This window comes from Pontibacter chitinilyticus (genome assembly GCF_039748935.1).
GTDB classification, from domain to species: domain Bacteria; phylum Bacteroidota; class Bacteroidia; order Cytophagales; family Hymenobacteraceae; genus Pontibacter; species Pontibacter chitinilyticus.
Map to the genome: position 1 here is coordinate 1 of NZ_JBDIZJ010000006.1, position 23,086 is coordinate 23,086.

18 protein-coding genes are annotated in these 23,086 nt (G+C 49.4%); 9 read left to right on the top strand and 9 right to left on the bottom strand.

The features are described from left to right. Nucleotides 1-338: 338 nt before the first annotated feature. Both ABDW72_RS10880 and ABDW72_RS10885 read right to left on the bottom strand, forming a co-directional pair. Complete coding sequence (locus ABDW72_RS10880; protein WP_347158588.1) at nt 339-767, bottom strand: hypothetical protein; 429 nt, start codon at nt 765-767, stop codon at nt 339-341. A gap of 275 nt (nt 768-1,042) precedes the next feature. Next, nucleotides 1,043-2,629 (bottom strand): hypothetical protein, encoded by a 1,587-nt coding sequence (locus ABDW72_RS10885; protein WP_347158589.1) that lies wholly within the window; start codon nt 2,627-2,629, stop codon nt 1,043-1,045. A gap of 448 nt (nt 2,630-3,077) precedes the next feature. On the opposite strand from ABDW72_RS10885, the gene ABDW72_RS10890 reads away from it, so the two are divergent. The 9 genes from ABDW72_RS10890 (at nt 3,078) to pgl (ending at nt 13,243) form a co-directional block, all read left to right on the top strand. Beyond that, entirely contained in the window at nt 3,078-3,683 is a 606-nt protein-coding gene (locus tag ABDW72_RS10890; protein WP_347158590.1) for a hypothetical protein, read from the top strand. 207 nt (nt 3,684-3,890) lie between these two features. Next, nucleotides 3,891-4,811, top strand: coding sequence for a Gfo/Idh/MocA family protein (locus tag ABDW72_RS10895; protein WP_347158591.1), 921 nt, complete (start codon nt 3,891-3,893; stop codon nt 4,809-4,811). 104 nt (nt 4,812-4,915) lie between these two features. Continuing rightward, nucleotides 4,916-5,626, top strand: coding sequence for an ROK family protein (locus ABDW72_RS10900; protein WP_347158592.1), 711 nt, complete (start codon nt 4,916-4,918; stop codon nt 5,624-5,626). A 164-nt stretch (nt 5,627-5,790) separates the two neighbouring features. After that, on the top strand, nt 5,791-7,797 hold the full coding sequence (gene tkt / locus ABDW72_RS10905; RefSeq protein WP_347158593.1) for a transketolase: 2,007 nt from the start codon (nt 5,791-5,793) through the stop codon (nt 7,795-7,797). A gap of 57 nt (nt 7,798-7,854) precedes the next feature. Beyond that, the gene (locus tag ABDW72_RS10910; RefSeq protein ID WP_347158594.1) at nt 7,855-8,304 is read left to right on the top strand and encodes an RpiB/LacA/LacB family sugar-phosphate isomerase; all 450 of its coding nucleotides are present in this window, start codon (nt 7,855-7,857) and stop codon (nt 8,302-8,304) included. Nucleotides 8,305-8,315: 11 nt separating this feature from the next. After that, a complete protein-coding gene (gene tal / locus ABDW72_RS10915; protein WP_347158595.1) occupies nt 8,316-9,431 on the top strand; it encodes a transaldolase in 1,116 nt (371 codons plus the stop codon). 54 nt (nt 9,432-9,485) lie between these two features. Beyond that, nucleotides 9,486-10,934 (top strand): NADP-dependent phosphogluconate dehydrogenase, encoded by a 1,449-nt coding sequence (gene gndA / locus ABDW72_RS10920; RefSeq protein ID WP_347158596.1) that lies wholly within the window; start codon nt 9,486-9,488, stop codon nt 10,932-10,934. A 51-nt stretch (nt 10,935-10,985) separates the two neighbouring features. Further along, nucleotides 10,986-12,512, top strand: coding sequence for a glucose-6-phosphate dehydrogenase (gene zwf, locus ABDW72_RS10925; RefSeq protein WP_347158597.1), 1,527 nt, complete (start codon nt 10,986-10,988; stop codon nt 12,510-12,512). A gap of 5 nt (nt 12,513-12,517) precedes the next feature. Beyond that, entirely contained in the window at nt 12,518-13,243 is a 726-nt protein-coding gene (gene pgl, locus ABDW72_RS10930; protein WP_347158598.1) for a 6-phosphogluconolactonase, read from the top strand. A 192-nt stretch (nt 13,244-13,435) separates the two neighbouring features. Here the strand turns inward: pgl and ABDW72_RS10935 are convergent, their stop codons facing one another. The 7 genes from ABDW72_RS10935 to ABDW72_RS10965 form a co-directional block, all read right to left on the bottom strand. Next, nucleotides 13,436-14,170, bottom strand: a complete 735-nt coding sequence (locus ABDW72_RS10935) for a hypothetical protein (RefSeq protein WP_347158599.1) — start codon at nt 14,168-14,170, stop codon at nt 13,436-13,438. A gap of 227 nt (nt 14,171-14,397) precedes the next feature. Next, nucleotides 14,398-15,060: a bifunctional 4-hydroxy-2-oxoglutarate aldolase/2-dehydro-3-deoxy-phosphogluconate aldolase gene (locus tag ABDW72_RS10940; protein ID WP_347158600.1), complete on the bottom strand. Its 663-nt coding sequence runs from the start codon at nt 15,058-15,060 to the stop codon at nt 14,398-14,400. Further along, nucleotides 15,047-16,069: a PfkB family carbohydrate kinase gene (locus ABDW72_RS10945; protein WP_347158601.1), complete on the bottom strand. Its 1,023-nt coding sequence runs from the start codon at nt 16,067-16,069 to the stop codon at nt 15,047-15,049. Before ABDW72_RS10945 ends, ABDW72_RS10940 begins: the two co-directional genes overlap by 14 nt. 3 nt (nt 16,070-16,072) lie before the next feature. Beyond that, nucleotides 16,073-17,479 (bottom strand): glucuronate isomerase, encoded by a 1,407-nt coding sequence (uxaC, locus tag ABDW72_RS10950; protein WP_347158602.1) that lies wholly within the window; start codon nt 17,477-17,479, stop codon nt 16,073-16,075. 58 nt (nt 17,480-17,537) lie between these two features. Continuing rightward, complete coding sequence (locus tag ABDW72_RS10955) at nt 17,538-18,977, bottom strand: tagaturonate reductase (RefSeq protein WP_347158603.1); 1,440 nt, start codon at nt 18,975-18,977, stop codon at nt 17,538-17,540. 335 nt (nt 18,978-19,312) lie between these two features. Further along, complete coding sequence (locus ABDW72_RS10960; RefSeq protein WP_347158604.1) at nt 19,313-20,959, bottom strand: UxaA family hydrolase; 1,647 nt, start codon at nt 20,957-20,959, stop codon at nt 19,313-19,315. A 447-nt stretch (nt 20,960-21,406) separates the two neighbouring features. Beyond that, complete coding sequence (locus tag ABDW72_RS10965) at nt 21,407-23,056, bottom strand: NADP-dependent glyceraldehyde-3-phosphate dehydrogenase (RefSeq protein ID WP_347158605.1); 1,650 nt, start codon at nt 23,054-23,056, stop codon at nt 21,407-21,409. Nucleotides 23,057-23,086: the final 30 nt, after the last annotated feature.

The window sequence follows — 23,086 nt, forward strand, 5'->3', positions numbered from 1 at the left end:
ATAAAAAACAGGGGTAGAAAGTAAAATCCAGAAGAAACAAGTTGGCTGTGCACCTGCTCCACAGGCTGTAGAAGCAACACCTCGGTAGGACACCTAAAGTGGAAGGTTATAAAATAGCAAGGGCTCCTACAATGAGGAGCCCTTGCTTATGATCAGTTTGTAAGAAAACTTCTCAACTTTTAGCCGTTTGTATATACGGCAGCATCTTCTTTATGGTTGCTGAAGCTAAAAATAAATATGTTTTTTCTGCGGCCTTACTTTTTATAGCACCATCAGAATACTTCAGGGTAACTTTACAATTAGTAGAAGTATAAAAATAAGGGAAAGCGTTACAAGACTTAATTGCTCAGGCCCGATGTATACGCGGCGATCTCCTCTTCTTTCTCTTGCAGGTGTTGGTAGCCGAATTTACTCATCACATCGCCGGCCATCGTACTCAGCACACCAATAATTCGGGCCTGGCTGATTACTTCTTTATCCCAGGCAGAAGCAATGACCAAAAGCATGTAGCCATTGTAGGAGGTCAGGTCCATAAAGGAGGGCAGGGGTGTGCCGGTAACAGGAGGCCAAATGCCAGCCGTGAGGCTATAGTTACCCAGTTCCCAACGAGGGGGCGTGTGCAAGCGGTCCTGGGTAGGCTGAAAAAAACCATCTGCTACAGGGCCTAGAAAAAGCGCATTGCCTTCCTGTAAAGCGTCTGGCACTACTACCATCGGATCAGGCAGTAAAATGTTCTGCTCTTCTACAGTTTCTTCAGCATTGTCCATAGTTCATACATCCTTTAGGTTCCTTGCATCAACACTTTTGTTTGTCGAAATGGTTCTTGTGACGTGAAAATACTACTAGCCGGAGCGCAGAAAACTGGAGTCTGGGGAGCAAGTTTATAGTATGAAAAACAGTACTTTCGCTCTTTATGTATAATTTGTAAAGGGCAAAATAAAGCGATCTAAAAACTTATTATCCTAGAATTTAACACAAACAAAAACAGCTGCCGAAAGCTTTTCATAGCGCTTCCAGCAGCTGTTTTTGTAGTCCTCCCGATTTATTTTTCGGGACTGAAATCCTTGAAAGTTTTGGCTACGTTATCATTTGTCGGTTTGGCTTTGTTTTGCCAGCCGGCGTCCAGCTCCAGCGCTACCAATCCTTTCAGGTTCATGATGGCAACAAACTCATCTACATCCTTCATAAATTCGGGCTTGCGGCGTGAGGATTTCAGCGCATACTTTCGGGCGAAAACATCACCCTTGGTTTGCAGCTCATTTCGCTTCTCCATAATATAGTTCAGCCGCTCGATCATGTCTTTGGTTGAACGTCCGATAACTTCTGTTGCCTCCAGTGTACCAATGGTCATCACGGTAGTGCCTCCAATTGTGGTGATCTTCTTCGATGTGCCGGGCTCCTCTACTACAACAGGCGAGATGCCCGTGATTGCGCCTAGCGAAGCATTGGTGAGCGACCGGGCTTTCTTGCCTTTCTTAGCACGTTTATACTTGCGCTTCAGGTCTTTTTCAGCATCCTTCAATTGTTCCATCAGGTCCCAGGCCCGCACCAGCGACGAATGATATTCAGCATAGAACTTCTGATCTATTTCTGCCTGGTTGATGGCGTTCTGCACGGTAAAGGTAACTGTGCGTTCTTCCCGCTTGTTGGATTTATCGATTACAAAAAAGGTGATATCGAACGAAATAGAATCCTGCGGGTCCTGCACAAAATCGTAGGTTGGTTTCCAGATGAACTCATACTGCGAAGGCGTATTCATGACCAGGGCAGCCGGCGGCACATTTGTGTTTCCGGAAATAAAGCTAAACGAAGAAATGTCGCTTTCGCCATTCGGGTCATACAGCTGGAACTTGAGGTTAGCTGTCGCGTCTTCTTTTAGCTTAAAGTTCTTTTGCGATGGAATCATCTGTATGCTGGGCGGCAGGTCCTGCTGAGTTACTTCTATTCTGAAAGTACCTTTTGTACGGGCCTTCGTGGGCTGATCTTCTACATAAAACTCCAGCACAATGGGATTATTACGCAAGCGGTTGAACTGCGTGAGCGACGGCTTCCAGGTAAATTCTCCCTGCTCCGACAACTTAGAGCCTTCCGGCATCCCATCCGGAATGGGCACAAAAACCACCGGGTCATTATCGGCATCGTTTACGGCAGCAGACTCTATAGTATAGGTATTCTGGGTGTTGTAGCGCACATAGAACGGCTTTAGCTCACCCACTACCGGCGGACGGTTCACATGCTCTACTTTGAACTCTACCACTTGGCTGACACTTTCGTCTTTCTCGTTTTTAGCTTCAAACAAGAGCTGCATGGTACGGCCCGTGCTCAGGCGGTCTACAAAGTCGTAGCTGGGTGTCCAGGAAAAATGGCCCAGCGAATCAAAGTTGATGCCTTCAATTCTTCCTTGGTTGATATAATAAGAGATGCGGTCACCAGTGCCACCGGTTGCTTTCACGTTAAACTCTAACTTCTGGCCCTCTTTCAGCACGTTCCAGCCAGGCTGGCTGGGGAAAGAAAGCTTGAGCGGAGTGGCGGCAATTACCGGAGCCGGAGGTGTAGCAGGGGCATCCTGGGCATGGGCTTTTGTAAGAAGGAGGCAAAGGGGGGCAAAAAAGAATATACTCTTTGTCATCAAGGTATAGCTTGGCGTAACGTTCAGGCACTAACAGTGCTCTAAAGTTAAGAAAGGTTGAGGTACTGCAAAAACGTTGTAGCTAATTATAAACTATAAAGCAACTACTTGTTAAAGTTGTATTGCTTTTTGCGGAAATAATCCATTTGCAGCCTCAAAGGAACTCGCCGGTTTGACTTAGTCAACAAATATGCCCTGAATGTTGTAGTGGCAAATGCCTTAGGTACAAGATGAACTGTGTTGTAGCGACATATTATGCGCATTACCGTAAAGGAAAGAAGCGACGGAAATCTATTTTAAAAGCAAGCTGCTCCTGGTAATTTAAGGCCTAGGCGCGAATTCGCTTCAGGCAGTTTACACGCTATAAATTTGATTTTAACGGTTGTTTAAATAACTTAAGAAAGTATTTACTTTCTTTTTCAAGATCAGACATCAAATACATACCTGTATGAGAACACTTGTAGCTACCACATTTCTTGTTTTATTGAGCTTCGCCGCATGGGCGCAAACGACTATTCCTCCTGCCGAGGTGCAGATAAAGGCGGCGCTTCTGGCGGCTCCAACTGCAGATAGGGAGCAGGCAACTGTGTTGGGTTACAACCAGCAGGGGCAGTTAGTTGTGCTTAAGCAGGGAACAAACGAAATGATCTGCCTGGCAGATGACCCTATGAAAGACGGTTTCTCAGTGGCCTGCTACCACAAGGATCTGAATCCTTTTATGGCGCGCGGCAGGGCCCTGCGCAAAGAGGGCAAAGACTCTGAAGCTATCTTTAAAATACGGGAGCAGGAGGTAAAGAGTGGCAAGCTACACATGCCCAAGCAGCCAACTGCCCTCTATGTGTTTTCGGCGCCGGAAGAAAAGTACGATAAATCTACGGGCGAAGTGCAGGACGGATATTTACGCTACGTAGTATACGTGCCTTATGCCACCGCCGCCAGCACTGGTTTGTCACTTAAACCTGATGCTCCCGGCATGCCCTGGCTCATGCATCCCGGCACGCATGGCGCGCATATTATGATCAGCCCAGCGCTTCCGCAAGATGATGCTCAATAGGTAGACTCAAACCTTGCGACGGTTTTGGTGCTATCCTGCCCTAAGCTAAGCGCTCTCAAATAACTAGGCTGCTGCATCCCTGTATAACCTATGGCCTGCCAATAGGTGCTCTTTGTATTACCCATAGGCTATGGAAGTGTGGGGGCGGCCAACGTTAATCAGGGAAGCCCGTTCCTATACTATTTCTTTAACCTAAGATTTGAATGTATGAAAGTAGGCGTAATAGGCCTGGGCGACATCGCCAGAAAAGCTTACATGCCCGTTCTCGGCAGCAAAAGCGGGTATGAGTGGCACCTGTATACCCGTAATCAGCAAACATTAGAAGCACTGGGCGCACAATACCGCATCAGCAATCTTCACAGCAGTTTAGATTCGCTGTTGCAAAGTGGCATTAAAGGCGCGCTGGTGCATACCGCGACTGACGCCCATTTCGACATAGTAGAAACACTGCTGCAGCATGGCATTCATGTATATGTTGATAAGCCCATTACCATGTACTACAAGCAGTCGGAGCGGCTTGTGGAGCTGGCTGAAGAAAAGGGACTGCTGCTGCAGGTTGGCTTCAACCGGCGCTTTGCACCTGTTTATCGCCAGCTAAAGGAAGTAGCTGCGCCAAGTATGATCCTGATGCAAAAAAACCGCAAATCGCTCCCCGATGAGCTGCGGCGCTTTGTGGTAGAAGATTTTATACATGTGGTGGATACCTTGCGTTTTCTGTTTCCGTACCCGGTGGCAGACCTGCAAGTGAACGGACTTAAGAAAGATGGCCTGCTTTACCAAGCCGTTTTTCAGTTGATAGCGGCTACCGGTGAGATTGCTATAGGCATTATGAACCGCGACAGCGGTACCACCGAGGAGAAAGTGGAGGTGATGAGTGCCGGTGAAAAACGCGTGGCATATAACGTGTCGGACCTGGTGATACAGCAGGACAGGGACTCTACCCATGTGGGCAGCAGCGATTGGGAGCCAACCCTGCACAAGCGCGGGTTTGAGCAGGTGATCACCGATTTTCTGGAAGCCCTTTCCGGCGATAAAGCGCCTTTCATCTCGGCCCGCGATGCCTTAAAAACCCACGAGCTCTGCGAGCGGATTGTTGAAAAACTACAGGCCTTGCCTGATAAGTCCTGATTAAACGAGTCCTTGCGGATGGAAGCTGGCAGAGCGGCAACTCCTTGCCCCGCGAACTATCCGCACGCAATGAAGTATAAAATAAGGAGAAACAAAATCATACTATGCCCGAAAACCAGATACTCACCATCGACATCGGTGGATCACACATTAAAGCAACTATTTTAAACCAGGCCGGAGAGTTGCAGGTCGACTACAGAAAAGTAACTACGCCATCTCCCGCCACACCTGCAGCTGTTATTGCCGCGATCATAGACCTGGTGAGCGACTTTCCGAATTTTAATTTCATATCTGTTGGCTTTCCTGGCTTTATCAGAAATGGCCATGTGATGACGGCACCGAACCTGAACACGTCGCTGTGGCATGGATTGGACCTATGCACTAAGCTGGCGGAAGCCTTTGATAAACCGGTCCGGATTGTAAACGATGCTGACCTGCAGGGGCTGGGCGTTGTACGAGGAGAGGGCTTCGAAATGGTGGTGACACTGGGAACAGGCTTCGGCACAGCCCTGCTGCAAAACGGCATTTTGTTGCCTCATATTGAGTTGGCGCATCATCCGGTAACCAAAAGCAAAACCTACGACCTGTATATCGGAGACAGAGCCTTGGAAAGCATTGGCGAAGACAAGTGGAACGACCGCATGAAACGGGTGCTGCAAATCCTAAAAACAGTCTTCAATTACGACTATTTATACATCAGCGGCGGCAATGCAGATCTGCTCAGCTTTCCGCTGGATGAGAACATCACCATCGTATCAAACAAAGACGGCATCAAAGGGGGTGCCCGTTTATGGCAGGATCAGTTCAAAATCTAAATCTTTGTCCCCGCCATACCGTTAACAGGAATAGTCATACTTTAGCACAGCACTTGGCGGCTTTGCGGTAGCCCGGGCACAAACTGCCTTTTTACAGACACATGATTACGGCCCGCCAGCGCCTGCCGGCAAACACCGGGTACGTGTACTAACTAAACGAAACTATGAACGTCACAAACCAATCACTGGAACAGCTTGGAATCAATACAGTGCGGGTACTCGCCGCCGATGCTGTGCAGAAAGCAAATTCCGGCCACCCGGGCATGCCCATGGGGGCCGCACCGATGGGCCACGTTCTCTGGGCCGAAGCCATGAACTATAACCCCAGGGACCCGAACTGGGCCAATAGGGATAGGTTCATCCTTTCTGCCGGTCATGGCTGCCTGCTGCAGTACTGCTATTTATACCTGACTGGGTATGACATCAGCCTGGATGATCTGAAGCAGTTCCGGCAGTTGAACAGCAAAACACCCGGACACCCGGAGTATGGCCTGCTGGCGGGCATAGAAATAACAACCGGTCCGTTGGGGCAGGGGTTTGCAAATGGCGTAGGCTTTGCGATAGCGCAGCGGCACCTGGCTGCCCGTTACAACAAGCCTGGCTATACTTTATTTGATTACTCGATCTATGCCATCTGTAGTGATGGTGATATTATGGAAGGCGTAACTGCCGAAGCTGCTTCCATGGCAGGCCACTTGCGGCTGGGCAACCTCATCTACCTGTACGACGACAACCACATTTCTATTGAAGGCAACACCAGCATAGCCTTTGACGAAGATGTGGCGAAGCGTTTTGAAGCGTATCAATGGCATGTGCAGGTAGTAGAAGACGGAAATGACATTGAAGCAATAGCAGAAGCCGTGCAGAAGGCGAAAGCAGAGAAAGACCGGCCGTCGCTCATCAAAGTGCGCACCCACATTGCTTATGGCAGTCCCAACAAAGTAGATACCGCCGGTTCGCATGGCTCGCCGCTTGGAGCAGAAGAAGTACGCCTGGTGAAGGAAAACCTGGGTTTTGATCCGGACAAATCGTTTGAAGTGCCGGAAGAGGTGCTGCAGTATTACCGCAAGAAAGGAGAGGAGGGAGCAGCAAAAGAACAGGAATGGAATGCGCTCTATCAAAAGTATAAGAACGAGTACCCCGACCTGGCCCGGGAGTATGAAATGCTGCGCAGCGGAAAATTACCGGATGGCTGGAAAGACGACCTGCCGGTATTTAAAGCAGCTGATGGAGAAGTAGCTACCCGCAAAGCCTCGGGCAAAGTGTTAAATGCGCTGGCCGGCAAGTTGCCAAACCTGCTGGGCGGCTCGGCTGACCTGTCGCCTTCCACAGGAACAGAACTGAAAGGCTATGAGTATTTTTCTGCGGAACATCCGGAAGGCCGTAACTTCCATTTCGGAATACGGGAACATGCCATGGGAGCGGCCCTGAATGGCATCGCCGTAACAGAAGGCCTGATACCATATGGCGCCACGTTCCTGATCTTCTCGGAATACATGCGGCCTCCCATCCGCCTGGCTGCCATCATGAAGATCAAACCCATCTTTATTTTTACCCATGATAGTATAGGGCTGGGAGAAGATGGCACCACGCACCAGCCCATTGAGCAGCTCATCTCCCTGCGGTCTATTCCAAACCTGATTGTGCTGCGCCCCGCCGACGCCAATGAAACGGTGCAGGCATGGCGCGTGGCACTGGAGCATGCAAAAGGACCTGTCGCGCTGATCCTTACACGGCAGGAACTCCCGGTCATAGACCAGGACAAGTACACCAAAGCCACAGAGTTGGAGCGTGGGGCTTATATCCTGTCTGACGCAGCTGATCCGCAGCTACTGCTGCTGGCAACAGGCTCTGAGGTACCGCTGATCTTGCAGGCGCAGGAGCAGCTGAAGCAGGAGGGGATTGCCGCTCGCGTGATCAGTATGCCATCGTGGGAGCTGTTTGAAAAGCAGGACGACAGCTATAAAGAAACCATTCTCCCGAAAAAAATACGGAAGCGGCTTGCCGTGGAAGCCGGATCAACCCTGGGCTGGCACAAGTATGTGACCGATGAAGGAAGCGTTCTCGGGTTATCTTCTTTTGGAGAATCAGCACCGGCCGAAGACCTGTACAAGCATTTTGGCTTTACGGTTGAAAATGTAGTGAAGCAGGCGAAAGCTTTGCTCTCCTGAGCACCAGGCAAGTATAAATAGAGCACGTTTTTAAACGTATACTATACATAAAGTAAGATGAAAATAGGCATAGCAGCTGATCATGGGGGCTTTTCTCTTAAAGAAGCCATGCATCCCTTTTTAACAGAATTAGGGCATGAGGTCGTGGATTTCGGCGCTAACCACCTCGATGATCAGGACGATTACCCCGACTATATCGCACCATTGGCAAAGGCCGTAGCCGGACAGCAGGTAGACCGCGGCATTGCATTTTGTGGGAGCGGCGTGGGTGCCTCCATTGCGGCCAATAAAGTACCGGGTGTGCGGGCTGCGCTTATTCACGATCATTTCTCAGCTCACCAGGGCGTAGAAGATGATGACATGAACCTGCTATGCCTCGGCGGCCGCGTGATCGGCATTAGGACCGCAGAAGAATTAATTAAAGCCTTTCTGGAATCTACTTTCTCTGGCGCCGAAAGGCACCTGAGGCGATTAAAAAAAGTAGAAGACCTGGAGCATAACTCATAAAAGTTTTAAGCATGGAAAAGAATAACGTTAAACAGATACATGATTTCGGCCAAAGCATCTGGCTGGATTTTATAGACCGCCAGATCATGGAATCCGGTGACCTGCAAAAGTTGATAGACGAAGATGGCGTTCGGGGCGTAACCTCGAATCCGGCGATCTTTGAGAAAGCCATCAGCAGCAGTTCTGACTACGATGAGGACATCAAAGAGCTAAGCCAGCAGGACCTGAGCAACGAGGACCTGTTTTATCGCCTGGCCGTTAGCGACATCAAACGGGCAGCAGATCTGTTCAAGCCTGTGTATGAAGAAGAAGTAAAAGGAGCAGACGGCTACATCAGCCTCGAAGTATCGCCGCACCTGGCCCGAGATACGCAAGGAACCATCAAACAAGCGCAGCAACTATGGAAAGCCGTAGACCGCGAGAACGTGATGATCAAGATACCCGGCACGGCAGAAGGTCTCCCGGCTATACGCCAATGCATAAGTGAAGGAATCAACATCAACGTAACCCTGCTGTTCAGCTTGGACCGTTACGAAGCCGTAGCCGAAGCCTACATTGCAGGATTGGAAGACCGCCTGAACGCCGGGCAGCCAATTGATCAGATCGCTTCCGTGGCCAGCTTTTTCCTGAGTAGAATAGATGTAATGATCGATCCGATCTTAAAGGAAAAAGGCCTCCAGCAGTTGCAAGGGCAGGTAGCCATTGCTTCAGCTAAAAAAGCATATGAGATCTACAAAAAAGTTTTCAGCAGTGAACGCTTCAAAAAGCTCGAAGCCAAAGGCGCCAAGCCCCAGCGATTGCTGTGGGCCAGCACCAGCAGCAAAAACCCTGATTTCCGCGATACCAAGTATGTAGAAGCACTAATCGGCCCTAATACTGTTAATACAATTCCTATGGATACGCTGGAGGCTTTCCGCGATCATGGGCAGGCGGAAAACACCCTGGAAAAGGACATGGACCAAGCTACCCATACGCTGGAGGAACTCCGGAAAGCTGGTGTCAGCCTAGATGATGTGACCAACAAACTGGAGGAAGAAGGGATTGCCAAGTTTAACCAGCCTTACGACAAGTTGCTAAAGGCTATTGAAGAGCAGAAAAATAAAGCCGAAGCATCTTCCAAATCTTGAAGTTGTCAGCAACCGAACTCCATACTTCATTTATCTTCCAAGAAATTCTTAAAAATGACTCCCCAACAAAATAACAATAACAACAGCGTTTTCGGAATGATTGGCCTGGGTACAATGGGCCGCAGTTTATTGCTCAACATGGCCGATCATGGTTTCCAGGTATCCGGTTATGATAAAGACACTTCCAAGGTATCCCTGCTGGAGACAGAAGGGATGGAGGCACCAGTAACCGGCTATACTTCCCTGCAGGATTTTGTCAGCAGCCTTAAAAGCCCGCGGGCCATTATGATGTTGGTGCCTGCAGGACCTATTGTAGATAGCGTAGTTAAAGAGCTGCTGCCGCTGCTGGATAAAGGTGATATCCTGATCGATGGAGGTAACTCTCATTTTACGGATACTACCCGGCGTGTGGAACTGCTGGAGGCACAGGGGTTCCATTTTTTCGGAATGGGTATTTCGGGGGGAGAAGAAGGAGCGAGGAGAGGCCCCAGTATGATGCCTGGCGGGGACATCGAAGCTTATAAAGTAGTGCAGCCGATATTTGAGGCAGTAGCTGCTAAGGTAAACGGCGTGCCCTGTGTAACCTATATTGGTCCCGGCGCGGCGGGGCACTTTGTGAAGATGGTGCACAACGGTATAGAGTATGGCCTGATGCAACTGATTGCCGAAACGTATGAAATCATGCGCAAGGGGCTTGGCATGGAGAACGAAGCCATACATCAGGTATTCAAGCAATGGAATGAGGGACGGCTGCAGTCTTTTCTGCTGGAGATTACGCGGGATATCTTTACTTTTAAAGAGCCGGGTGCAGACTTCTTCCTGGTAGATGCCATTCTGGATGTGGCCAGGGCCAAAGGAACAGGTAAATGGACCTCGCAGGTAGCCATGGACCTGGAACTGCCGGTACCTACCATCGATACGGCCGTTTCGATGCGGGACCTGTCCAAGTATAAGGACTTGCGTGTGCAGGCAGCTGCACTTTACAGCGATGCGCAGCCAAATGGGCAGCTACAGGGAAGTAACGAAGAACTGGTGCAACAACTGGAGCAAGCATTCTACTTCAGCATGATCATTACCTATGCACAAGGTATGCATCTGCTCAGCAGGGCTTCTGTGGCGTATTCCTACAACCTGCAGTTAGATCAGATTGCAAAGATCTGGCGGGGGGGCTGCATCATTCGCGCTGCTTTTCTGGAGGATATTTACAATGCTTACCAGCAAAAGCCGGAGTTGCCGCACCTGTTGCTAGACCAGCAGATCGGGAAATTAGTGCAGGGAGTAGTACCCGGTATGCGCCAGCTGATAACCAACACGATTTCGGCAGGCCTAGCTACACCGGCCTATGCTGCTTGCCTAGGTTACTTTGATAATTTCCGGAATGCGACCATGCCATCCAACCTTATACAGGCGCAGCGGGATTTCTTCGGAGCACATACTTATGAGCTGATTGGCAAAGAAGGAGAGTTCCTGCATGCCAAATGGCTTCCGGATGCCATTGATTAGCGCCTCGCAGCAACCTGATATTCTATTGTTACAGCCTCCATCACTTAAACTATGCAATCGATAAAATCGACAATAAAAGGGCAGCCCACCATCTTTATCATTTTTGGCGGCACCGGCGATTTGAGCTGGCGCAAACTGGCACCTGCCTTGTACAACCTTTTTCTGGAAAACTGCCTGCCAGCTGACTTTTCAATCATCGGTACCGGCCGCACCAAATTATCAGACGATGACTTCCGCGATAATCTGCTGGAAGGTATTAACAAATTCTCGCGGCGGGGTAAGGTAGAGAAAGCAGATTGGGATAAGTTCTGCCAGCATATCTTTTACCAGATATCAGACTTGCTGAAAGAAGATACTTACAAAGAACTTGGCAAACGCATACAGGACCACCAGACGGCCTGGGGGCAGGAGGCGCAGGTGATTTTTTACCTGGCCGTGGCTCCAAATTTTTTCCCAATCATTGCCAAAGGCGTAGCACAGCACCACCTGGCCGATAATCCGGACCACACCCGCATTGTGATCGAAAAGCCATTTGGCCATGACCTGGAATCTGCCAGAGAGCTAAACCAACTGCTGGGTGAACTCTTTGAAGAGCGGCAGATTTACCGAATCGATCATTACCTGGGCAAAGAAACCGTGCAGAATATTATGGCTTTCCGGTTTGCCAACTCACTGTTTGAGCCATTGTGGAACCGCAACTACATCGAGCACGTGCAGATTTCGGTAACGGAGCAGTTGGGAGTGGGCGACCGGGGTGGCTACTATGAAGGTGCGGGAGCGCTGCGCGATATGGTGCAAAACCATCTGCTGCAGCTGCTTTGCCTGGTTGCCATGGAAACACCCACTAACTTTAGTGCGGAAGAAATACGCAACCGCAAAGTGGATGTGCTGCACGCTATGCGCCGGTTCACAGCCGATGAAGTACGCATGAATGCGGTAAGAGGCCAGTATAGCCAGGGATGGATGGAAGGGAAAGAGGTACCGGGCTACCGCGAAGAACCAGGTGTGAATCCGGAATCCAACACGGAGACCTTTGCCGCAGTTAAGTTCTTTATAGATAACTGGCGCTGGCAGGGAGTACCGTTCTACCTGCGCACCGGCAAACGCATGCATCAGACGGCGTCTACCATCAGTGTCCAGTTCAAGGATGTCCCACATTTTATTTTCCCACCAGAAACAACAGAGACCTGGCAGCAAAACCGGCTGATCATCAGCATACAACCGGAAATGAGTATACGGTTACAACTGCAGGCCAAACGACCGGGCCTGGAAATGGTGCTAAACACCGTAGACATGGTGTTCGACTACAAAGGAACCTATGCGTTTGAGGCGCCGGAAGCATACGAAACCCTGCTACTGGATACAATGGTAGGGGACCAGACCCTGTTTATGCGCGCCGATCAGGTAGAGGCTGCCTGGGATCTGCTGATGCCGATCCTGAATGCCTGGCAAGCAAAGAAAAGCCTGAATTTTCCGAATTACTCTGCCGATTCCTGGGGGCCGGAGATCGCGGAAGCACTCATTGCACGCGAAGGTTTTCATTGGTTTACCCTTCCGTTAAATAAAAAACATAGCTAGCGCACATGAAGCATATTTTTGAGGATACGGATAGCCTACTGTCTGCCATGGCCACCTTTTTTGTAAGCACCTGCCGCGATGCCATCACGGCGCGGGGGCGCTTTATTGTGGCGCTCTCAGGTGGGAGTTCGCCTAAAAGGCTATTCGACAAGCTGGCCTCGCCGGCTTACAACCAGCAGGTAGACTGGAGCAAGGTATACTTCTTCTTCGGAGATGAGCGCTATGTACCCGCCGACGATCCTGAAAACAATGCCTTGATGGCCCGCAAAGCCTTATTTGATCCTTTGAATATTCCGGATAGCCAGGTATTTGCCATCAATACTGCTTTGTCTCCCTCCTTATCTGCTGAGGCCTATGCCCAAACTATTCAGGCACACTTTCAACAGGAGCAGGCACGTTTCGATTTAATCTTGCTGGGGCTGGGCAACGATGCACATACGGCTTCTTTGTTTCCAAAAACTACAGTGCTGCGGGAGCAGAAGGCCACCGTAAAAGCTGTTTTTCTGCCTGATCAGCAGGTATTTCGCATCACCTTGACTGCTCCGTTGATCAACCAGGCGCGTGAAGTAGCTTTTTTAGTGTATGGCGCCGCAAAGGCAGATGCGGTACACCGGGTGTTGGAGGGCAAACAGGATACAAGTTTGCATCCGGCCCAACTCATTCAACCCGACAAAGGGCACCTACATTGGTTTTTGGACAAAACTGCTGCCTCGCTCTTAAACCAGAAATAAGTATAAAAGGCAGCTGCTGGCTATGATGGTTTTTGATGTTCAGCTACTGAAGTGCAGGATATGCTATGCTGCAAGGTACAACCGTTCTTGTGCGCGGCAGCTGCTCATACTTCTATATTGAGCAGGTTTTGTGCAGCCGACAAGGTTTGGGAGTAGCTCACTTTGTGACTAGGTATAACTGAGGTATACTCCCTATTGCAGCGCTAACAGCAGGAGAGCATAGGCTCCCGCTCCTAGTATAAATGCCCAGTAACGGCTTTGGCGCTCTTCTGGCAGTTCCTCTTTCAGCACGTTCAGAATCACGCCACCGCCTATAAATGCCATCACTAAAGCTAACGTTGCCTCCTGGAGTTCCAGCCCAAGGCCAATGCTCCAGCCAACTAAAAGGGCTATTACCAGTACCCAGCGGCCTTTATGCCGATAATCCTGATGGTAGTGTTCCTGCAGGCCAAAGTCGTTGATGATAAAGTGCAGTGCCATTGCCACAGAGAACAGGATCAGTTGTTGCAACGTACCCTCCTCCCGCTGAAAAAGCAGATAGCCAATTAATGCATTATAAATGGCGAAAGAGCTAATGTGCAGCCAAAATATCCCGGTACTTGGTTCTTTCCCTTTTCCTTTCTCTGCCTGGCTGTGCCGCGAAGTAAGCGCCGCCCTTTCTAGCCCATAAAAAAGGGCTAGCCCAACCAAAGCCATCAGGTATACATGGTTATCGAGAAAGCCAATCGCTTCAATTACTTTCGCTACCTGCTCCTGGCCCTCACTAAGCTCCGGAAACAAGTGTAAAAAGATGTAGGCTACTGAAACACCGCCTGCCATGGATAACCAGATGCTGCGGGGAGTGCCTCCTAAAAACTTCAACCGACCACCAAAAAAATGAATAAGCGCCAGTACGAGCACAGGCAAAACTGATACGTGTAGATTCATAAGCAGAGAAACATGTACACCTATAATACTATCAGTTGGAGTAGTGGGTTATCAATTTACCCTTTTGCAATATCTCACAAAAGCCAAAAAGGCTTGAAGAAATATCTCTCTTCAAGCCTTTAAATGGTGGAAATATAAATGCTATTGCTGGAGACAGCCGGTTATTTTTATACTTCCTCACTTTATTTTGGAAAGAGAAAATGTAGTGCTTTAAACATGACTTGATCTTAACTCCGGCTGTTTTGTACCATTTGCAGCGCCTCTTCGGTTCGTTCGCGAAGCTTTTCATACTGCTGTTGTTCCAGGATGTCTTTGCTGATCAGCTTACTGCCCATTCCTACGGCGCACACACCAGCCTTAAACCAACCAGTGATATTGTCTTGGTCCATCTCTACGCCGCCAGTAGGTATAAATAACTGCCCGGGAAAAAGCTCACTGATGGACGAGATGTAAGCAGGTCCCATAATATTGGCCGGAAAGATCTTAATCAGGGCTGCGGACTCTTGTTGTGCCACATGAATTTCGGTAGGAGTCAGGCAGCCGGGAATCCAGAGCAGGCCGGCTTTATGCGCCAGACGGCCTACTTGCGGATTTACCACAGGGCAAACGATATAATCTGCGCCGGCAGCTATAAAGGCCTGCGCCTCCTGCACTGTTTTGATAGTGCCAATCCCCAGTTGCAGGTCCGGAAAATCGCTGGAGAGCTCCGCTTTCAGGAAGGTGAAATTTTCAAGCGCGGCCGGGCCTCTGTTAGTGTACTCCAAGGTACGAATGCCTGCCTGGTAAAGTGTTTTCACGACCTGAAGGCTTACTTCGGGACTTTTGTGGAAGAACAGTGGGAGCAGACCCTGGTGGAGTATAGCCGCTAAGGCTTTTTCATGATGCGGCATAAGCAATGATTGTTTTTTGAATAGCAGCGACCGTGCTGGTGGTCGCATCGCTCTCGATGAATAATTTATTAAAGGCAGCGGCCGTAGCAAACGCAAGGGTTTGCTGCGGCGCCAATTGCTGGTAAGTTCCATAGATCAGGCCGGCCATAAAGCAGTCGCCGCTGCCTACCTTATCCACTATCGCATCTACCTGGTATTCCTGCGACACAAACAACTGCCCATCAGTATACAATGTAGTATAATAGCGGATACCTTCTTTGTGATCGAACCGGAAGGTATTGGCTACCGTATGGCAGGCCGGAAACCGGTGGATAATTTCCTCAGATGTTTGCCGGGCATGCGCCAGCAGGGCTTCTTTCTCCCGTTCAGCAATCAGTTCCTCATTTAGTGCAGTGCCCAGCATGGTATGCGCTGCCCAGATATTACCCATGATAAGGTGGCAGTACTTGGCCAGACTTGGCATTACTTCTACAGGATCTTTGCCATACTTCCACAGCTTCGCGCGGTAGTTCAGATCCAAAGAAATGGTGATCCCTCTACGGGTAGCTTCCCGGAGTGCTTCTTCGCACACTACTGCCACTTCTTCCGTCAGGGCAGGGCAGATGGCACTGAAATGAAACCAGCTGATGCCCTCAAAAACTTTTTCCCAGTCGATAGTGCCGGGCGTGAGGCCAGCGAAGGCGGAGCCGGCACGGTCGTAGATCACGGCAGTGTGTTTCAGGTCGTGGCCTTTGGTGAGGTAGTATAAGCCCACGCGCTCACCGCCGAAGTGGATCTTATCGGTCTCTATACCGCGACTTTGCAAATAAGAAACCAATTGCCCGGCCAGCGGATTATTAGGTAGGGCAGTGAAGTACGCTGAAGGCACGCCCCAAAGTGCCAGCGCCGTGGCCACATTAGCCTCTGCACCACCCACATAAAAGGGCAGGTGATTCTTCTCCAGCCAATGGCCATCCGAATCCGGGCAAATGCGAAGTAAAAGCTCACCAAAAGACAGTATTTTCCCCATTATTTATACTTGGAAATTGAAGTATGACTTGGCATTGTTGGAACAGATATTCTCCACCATCTGCCCGATCCAGTCTAGTTCGCTGGCAGGTAGTTCTCCATTCTCTACATCAGTGCCCAGCATGTTGCAAAGTATCCGCCTAAAATACTCGTGCCTTGGGAAAGACATAAAGCTTCTGGAATCTGTGAGCATCCCGACAAAGCGGCTCAGCAGACCCATGTTTGAAAGCGTATTCAGTTGCTTTTCCATACCATCCTTCTGATCCAGAAACCACCAGGCTGCGCCATACTGTATCTTGCCAGGCGTGCTGCCATCGTTAAAGTTGCCGATCATGGCGGCATAAACTTCATTATGACTTGGGTTGAGATTGTAGAGGATCGTTTTAGTTAATTGGTTGGAGTTGTCCAGCCGGTCCAGGAAACGAGACAGCGGACGCGCCACGGTCATATCACCAATGGAATCATAGCCCGTGTCAGGACCCAGTTCGCGCATCGCGCGGGAGCTGTTGTTACGCAAAGCTCCCAGGTGGAACTGCTGTGTCCAGCCCTGGGCATGGTCCAGTAGCGCCAGGTATATCAGCATCGCCGATTTATACTTCAGTACCTCTGCTTGGGTAAGCGTCTTCTTCTGCAAGGCTTTTTCAAAGATGGCGGCGATCTGCTGGTCTGTATAGTCTTCCGCATACATGGTCTCAAGGCCGTGATCTGACAGGCGGCAACCCTGCGCATGGAAAAAGTCGTGGCGCTGCTTCAACGCGTCCAGCAGTTGCTGAAAGTTGCTGATCGCAATACCGGATGCCTGCTCCAGCTTTTGCAAGTAAGGCAGGAAGGCGGTCGTGTCTTCTACAGCCATAGCTTTGTCAGCCCGGAAAGCCGGGAGCACCTGCACCCCAAAATCAGCTTTCCGGATCTGCTGGTGGTATTCAAGACTATCAATCGGGTCGTCCGTAGTGCATACTACCGCCACGTTCATTTTGCGCAAAATGCTCCGGACACTGTAGGCATCGGTCTGCAGCAGGGCAGTGCTGGTATCATATATCTCCCGGGCCGTTTCCGGCTTGAGTATCTTGTCTATTCCGAAGTAGCGCTTCAGTTCCAGGTGAGCCCAGTGATACAAAGGGTTGCGCATTGTATAGGGTACCGTCTCCGCCCACTTTTCAAATTTTGCATAATCGGCAGCATCGCCGGTGCAGTACTGCTCCGGAACACCATTCGTACGCATGGCCCGCCACTTGTAATGGTCGCCTTCCAGCCAGATCTGCGTAAGGTTATCAAACTTCCGGTCGTTGGCAATGTCGGCCGGCGACAAGTGGCAGTGATAATCCAGGATGGGCATATTTTTGGCATGCTCGTGGTACAACTGCCGGGCTGTTTTGGTACTTAGTAAAAAATCTTCATCTATAAAAGACATGTGGTGTAAGTTTCTATGTCAGTAAAAGGATTGTACTTGCGCAGGTAAGAAAAGAATTTCAGGGCGTTTGTTCCCGTTCCTTCACTTCTTGCCTCTGTAGTTGTGTTACATACATTGTAACTATTTCTGACACTCCGCTTAAAGTTGTCAGATCGACGCCCCAGAAATCTTTGTTGGACAGCACTGCCTCTACTATGGCTGCGGCATCAGGTTTTTCCCAAGCATTGCGGAAGAATTGCAGCACTTCCGGCGAATCGTTCAGCGGGATGGTCTCGCCTTTCCATATACCTCTGCAAAAAAGGATTAAGGCCGCGAGCGCCTGCAGGAGCCTTTCAGGAGGTTTACCTTTTCGTTGATGGTATTCCAGTACCGACGGCAGCACCCGCACTTTATACTTTGAAACGGAGTTCAGGGCGATGGAAATAAGCTCATGCCGAATGAAAGGGTTGTGAAAGCGCTCCAGCACATCTTCGGCAAACTGCTCCAGTTCCGCTGCCGGAAGGTCTAAGGTAGGGATGATTTCCGCATAAAGTGCCTGTTTTATAAAGTCGCTCACCTGCGGATTTTCCACTGTCTCGCGCATAGTGCGCAGCCCCTGCAAATACGCTACCGGCACCAAACAAGTATGGGCACCATTCAGAATACGCACTTTGCGAGTGCGGTAAGGGGTAAGATCTTGTACAAACTTTACCTGCAGGCCAGCTGCTTCAGCAGGAAACGCCTGCCGCACTCTCTCCGGCGCCTCCATTACTAGTAGGTGGTAGGGCTCTGCCATTACTACCAGGTTATCCGCATAGCCAAGCTGTTGCTGCACCTCCTGAATGGTTTCCTGCGGGAAACCGGGCACAATGCGGTCTACCAGTGTGTTGCAGAAGACCACATGTTCTTTTAACCAATCAGCAAAGTTCTGCGGCAGGTCCCAGGTTCGCGCATACTGCAAAATGATGCGGCACAACGTATGGCCGTTATGTTCGATCAGTTCAGTCGGAATGATGAAGAGGCCTTTATCAGCAGCACCTTTAAAGTGCCGGAAACGGTGGTATAGCAAAGCCGTTAGCTTGCCTGGGAAGCTGGCAGGTATCGCATCAATACTGGTGTCGTTTTCATCATAAGCGATGCCAGCTTCTGTGGTATTGGAGAAAATAAACCGGAGGTCCGGGTTCTCGCCACGCTGCAGGTAAGCTGCATAGTCGTCGTAAGGATTCAGTGCGCTGGCTACGCACGTAATCAGCCGCATCTGCCGTATAGGCTTGCCATTTTGTATGCCCTGCAGCAGCACATGGTATAAGCCATCCTGCTGCTTTAGCGTTTGGATGATCCGGCGGCTTTTGTCGCGCGGCTGCACCACCTCCGCTGCTCCGTTAAAGTTAGTTCGCTCATTAAGCACATCAATGAGCCAGTCCACAAACCCGCGCAGGAAGTTGCCCTCGCCAAACTGCAGAATTTTTACAGGGCGGGTTGCCGTTACGTGCGCGGTATTTCTGTTTAATGGCTGCATGGCACTTATTTAGCAGGCGCTTCTGGGTAGCAAACAGCTACGAAAGCGATATAGGCAGCGTAATATATTAATTTTAATGGCTTTATGCTTCATTCTGGAGCCGGTTTTCCGCACCAAACAATGTATGCGGCAACACCATTAGCTGATTTCCTACTTTTTATGTTGATGCTTTAAAAAGAATAGCTGGTTTCTGTGACTGTATCTATAGAACAAATAGGTTGAGTTACTGAAACAAGTATGTCGGATGGGCTGCGAAAGGCGCTTATACTTGTGCCGGCATCAAAAGGCCTAACCTGCTAATGGCGCAAGATTTTATGTTAAGGATAAATTCCTGATTAAAGCGAAACATCTCTTTTCCAGGGAATAAAGTCATCCTGGCCGAGCTGCATGGCTTTGGTAGTGATGTTGCCGCTCGCTACTTCGATGATGAAGTTGAGCAAATCCTCGCCCATCTCTGCAATCGTCTTCTCGCCGGAAATCACCGGGCCAGTGTCGATGTCGATGATGTCGGGCATGCGCTGCGCCAGCTTAGTATTGGAGGAAACTTTAATAACTGGTGAAATCGGATTGCCGGTAGGGGTGCCCAAGCCGGTGGTGAACAGGATGATGTTGGCACCGGAAGCAGCCAGCGCTGTTGTACATTCCACGTCGTTACCGGGAGTGCACAACAGGTTCAGGCCGGGTTTTGATACATAGCCTGGGTAATCCAACACGTCAACTACAGGTGATGTGCCTCCTTTTTTAGCTGCTCCTGCAGATTTGATGGCATCCGTGATCAGGCCGTCTTTGATGTTGCCGGGGCTCGGGTTCATGTCAAAGCCAGAGCCAACCGCCTCAGCGGCACGTGCATAAGAGCGCATCAGGTGCATAAAACGATCGGCGACTTCGTTGGTAGTGCAGCGGTTGATCAGTTCCTGCTCTACGCCGCAAAGCTCCGGAAATTCTGATAAGACGGACTTACCCCCCAGTGCTACAAGCAGATCCGATACTTGCCCTAAGGTTGGGTTGGCTGAAATGCCGGAGAAACCATCAGAGCCGCCACACTCCAGGCCCACCACCAGTTTGCTCAGTGGTGCTGGCTGGCGCATCTGCTTGTTGGCTTCCACCATCGCCAAAAACGTGCGACGAATGGCTTGCGAGAGCAGCTCGGTTTCCGTACCTTCTTTTTGCTGTTCCAGTACAATCAGTGGTTTGGAGAAGTTCGGGTTCAAATCTTTTATCTTCTGCTCCAGGATACTCACCTGCGCATGTTGGCAGCCAAGACTTAACACAGTTGCCCCGGCTACATTCGGATGATGAATATAGTCTGCCAGCAGGGCGCAGAGCATATTGGCATCGTGGCGGGTGCCCCCACAGCCTCCTTCATGCGTCAGAAACTTGATGCCATCGATGTTATCGAACACACGCTTCTTCGCTTTCTTAGTATTTTCCTGAAAAGAAAGTTGTGCGATTTCATCTGTTTTGCCTTCTCGGAATAAGGCTACCATCTCATGCACATAAGCTTTGTAGGCGTCGTGATGGCCAAAGCCGAGTTCTTCGGTAAAAGCCTGTTTGATCGTATCCACATTGCGGTTCTCACAGAAAACCATGGGGATGACGAGCCAGAAATTAGCAGTTCCTACCTGGCCATCTTCACGATGATAGCCCATAAAGTTTCTGTTTTCCCATTTTGAAACATCGGGGGCCTCCCAGTTGATCGTTTCCGTTTTGTCGCTGAAAGCAGATGCTTGGTGTGTCACATTTTCAGTACTGATGATGCCTCCTGCCGGTATAAACTGGAGTGCCTTGCCAACAAGTCCTCCATACATAATGATCTCCTGCTCCGGAGCTATCTGTTGCACTGTGAATTTATGCTTAGCGGGTATAGGATTAATCAAAGTAATGATTGATCCTTCGTGCCTTACCTCTTCACCAGCAGGGAGATCTGCAAGTGCCACTAGCACGTTATCGGCAGGGTGTATTTTTAAGAATTTATGTGCCATAGATATGCTTTATCAAATCATTAGTAAGCAGTTGCATCTTGCAAGATGATACACAGTATACTTGCAAAGCAGTGTTAAAGCAAAAATATGCTATTAATTTGCTACCTGAAAAGCTGTGCCAAGTGAATTTAGCTTCCCAAGCTGGACCTACTAACAAATTGTATTTCCAAATGGAATAGCTTGAGCTGGGTGACATGTATAGGCAAAAACCAGGATCAATTAGTCTATGGATAGGCCTTCATACTTGTAGTTCTCAACACTTATTTACCTGTATGAGTTCTGCTGTTCTTCTTAAGATAGAAGGCAATCACCTCAACCAAGAGCCATAAATATATAGTATAATAGTAGCTGGAGGTAGTTGCACCCGCTTTTACCAAGTATAGGCTATACATACTTAAAGCGGGTGCAACTACCTGCTGCGCCCGCTTTAAGTAAGAAAAGCTTTTGTTAAAAGATGAACTTCGTGCTTAGGAAGTTTGAGCTGCCGTCGCTGACAATCTCGTTGAGCAGGTGCTTGTTCTTTTCATTCAGCTTTGTTGCCACCAGCGACCGGATGGAGAAGGCACGAAGGGCATCTACGACTGACAAAGTACCTTCTGCGCTATCTTTACGGCCTGTGAATGGGAAAGTATCGGGCCCGCGCTGGCACTGGCAGTTGATGTTCACGCGGCTCACCTGGTTAACCAGTGGGTCAATGAGCGAAGCTGTTTCATCTGCGTCATTGCTGAAGATACTTACCTGCTGCCCATGCGTCGATTCGATCAGGTATTCGATCGGTTCCTCCAGGTCATCGAATGGCACAACAGGAACAATAGGGCCAAACTGTTCCTCTCGATATAACTTCATGTCTTTGTTTACCGGATAAACAACAGCTGGGTAAACAAAGGACTCGAAGGATTTTCCGCCTCCTTCGTTAATCACTTCAGCACCGTTTGCTAATGCATCATCGATGCACTCTTTTAGGTAAGCTGGTTTATGCGGCTCCGGAAGGGGCGTAAGCGAAACACCTTTCTCCCAGGGCATGCCATACTTCAACTTAGCCACTGCCTCACTAAGCTGCTCCAGAAACTCATTAACCAGTGACCGGTGTACAAAAACGATTTTGATAGCGGTACATCGCTGACCGTTAAAGGAAAGTGCGCCTAATACCGTTTCGGCTACCGCCAGGTTTATATCAGCATTGGCAGTAACGATAGCAGCATTTTTAGCATCGAGCCCTAATATAGCCCGAAGTCTGTTTACTTTGGGGTGCAACTTTTTAAGTTCATCGGCTACTTTGCTAGATCCAATCAATGTCAGCACATTTATTTTGCCCGATTGCATCAGCGCAGGAACAATGGTATGGCCCCGGCCATAGATGGTATTGACAACTCCTTTTGGGAAGCACTCTTTAAAGGCCTCCAGCAGCGGGTAATGCAAGAGCGTTCCATGTTTTGGCGGCTTAAAAAGTAACGTATTCCCCATAATAAGCGCGGGAATAAGCGTTGTAAAAGTTTCATTAAGTGGGTAATTGAATGGCCCCATACATAAAACTACTCCTAGCGGTGAGCGCCGGATCTGTGCCACAATTCCCTGCTCAATCTGGAAGCGGGATGAATCCCTGTCCAAATCTTTTAGTGCATCAATGGTGGCATAAATATATTCTACTGTTCGGTCAAATTCTTTTATTGAATCGGCATAAGGCTTTCCGATTTCCCACATGATCAGCTTCACGACAATATCCTTCTTCTCCAGCATGCGTTGCGTGAACTGCTCCACACATTTAATCCGCTCCTGCACACTCATCGTCGGCCATTGTCCACGGCCATGGTTGTAGGCTTCTACAGCAGCGTCAAGGGCTTCCATTGCCTCTTTTTCAGTGCAAACAGGGTATGTGCCGATCACTTTTCGTTTATAGCCTTCGGCAGTTTTTATTTCTACAGGAGAGAGCACAGTATGAGTAGCTCCGTCCCATTGCTTCATTTCTCCGTTAGACAGGTATTCCCGCTGGTGAATTTCTTTCCCAAGCTGGTATTCCTCCGGAATTTGTTCTTCTTCTACAAAAATGGACCGGAGTTGCTCCTCGGTCACTGTACTTTCCAGGTCTTTTGTTTGCATGAACCAACTAATTATATTTCTAACATAACT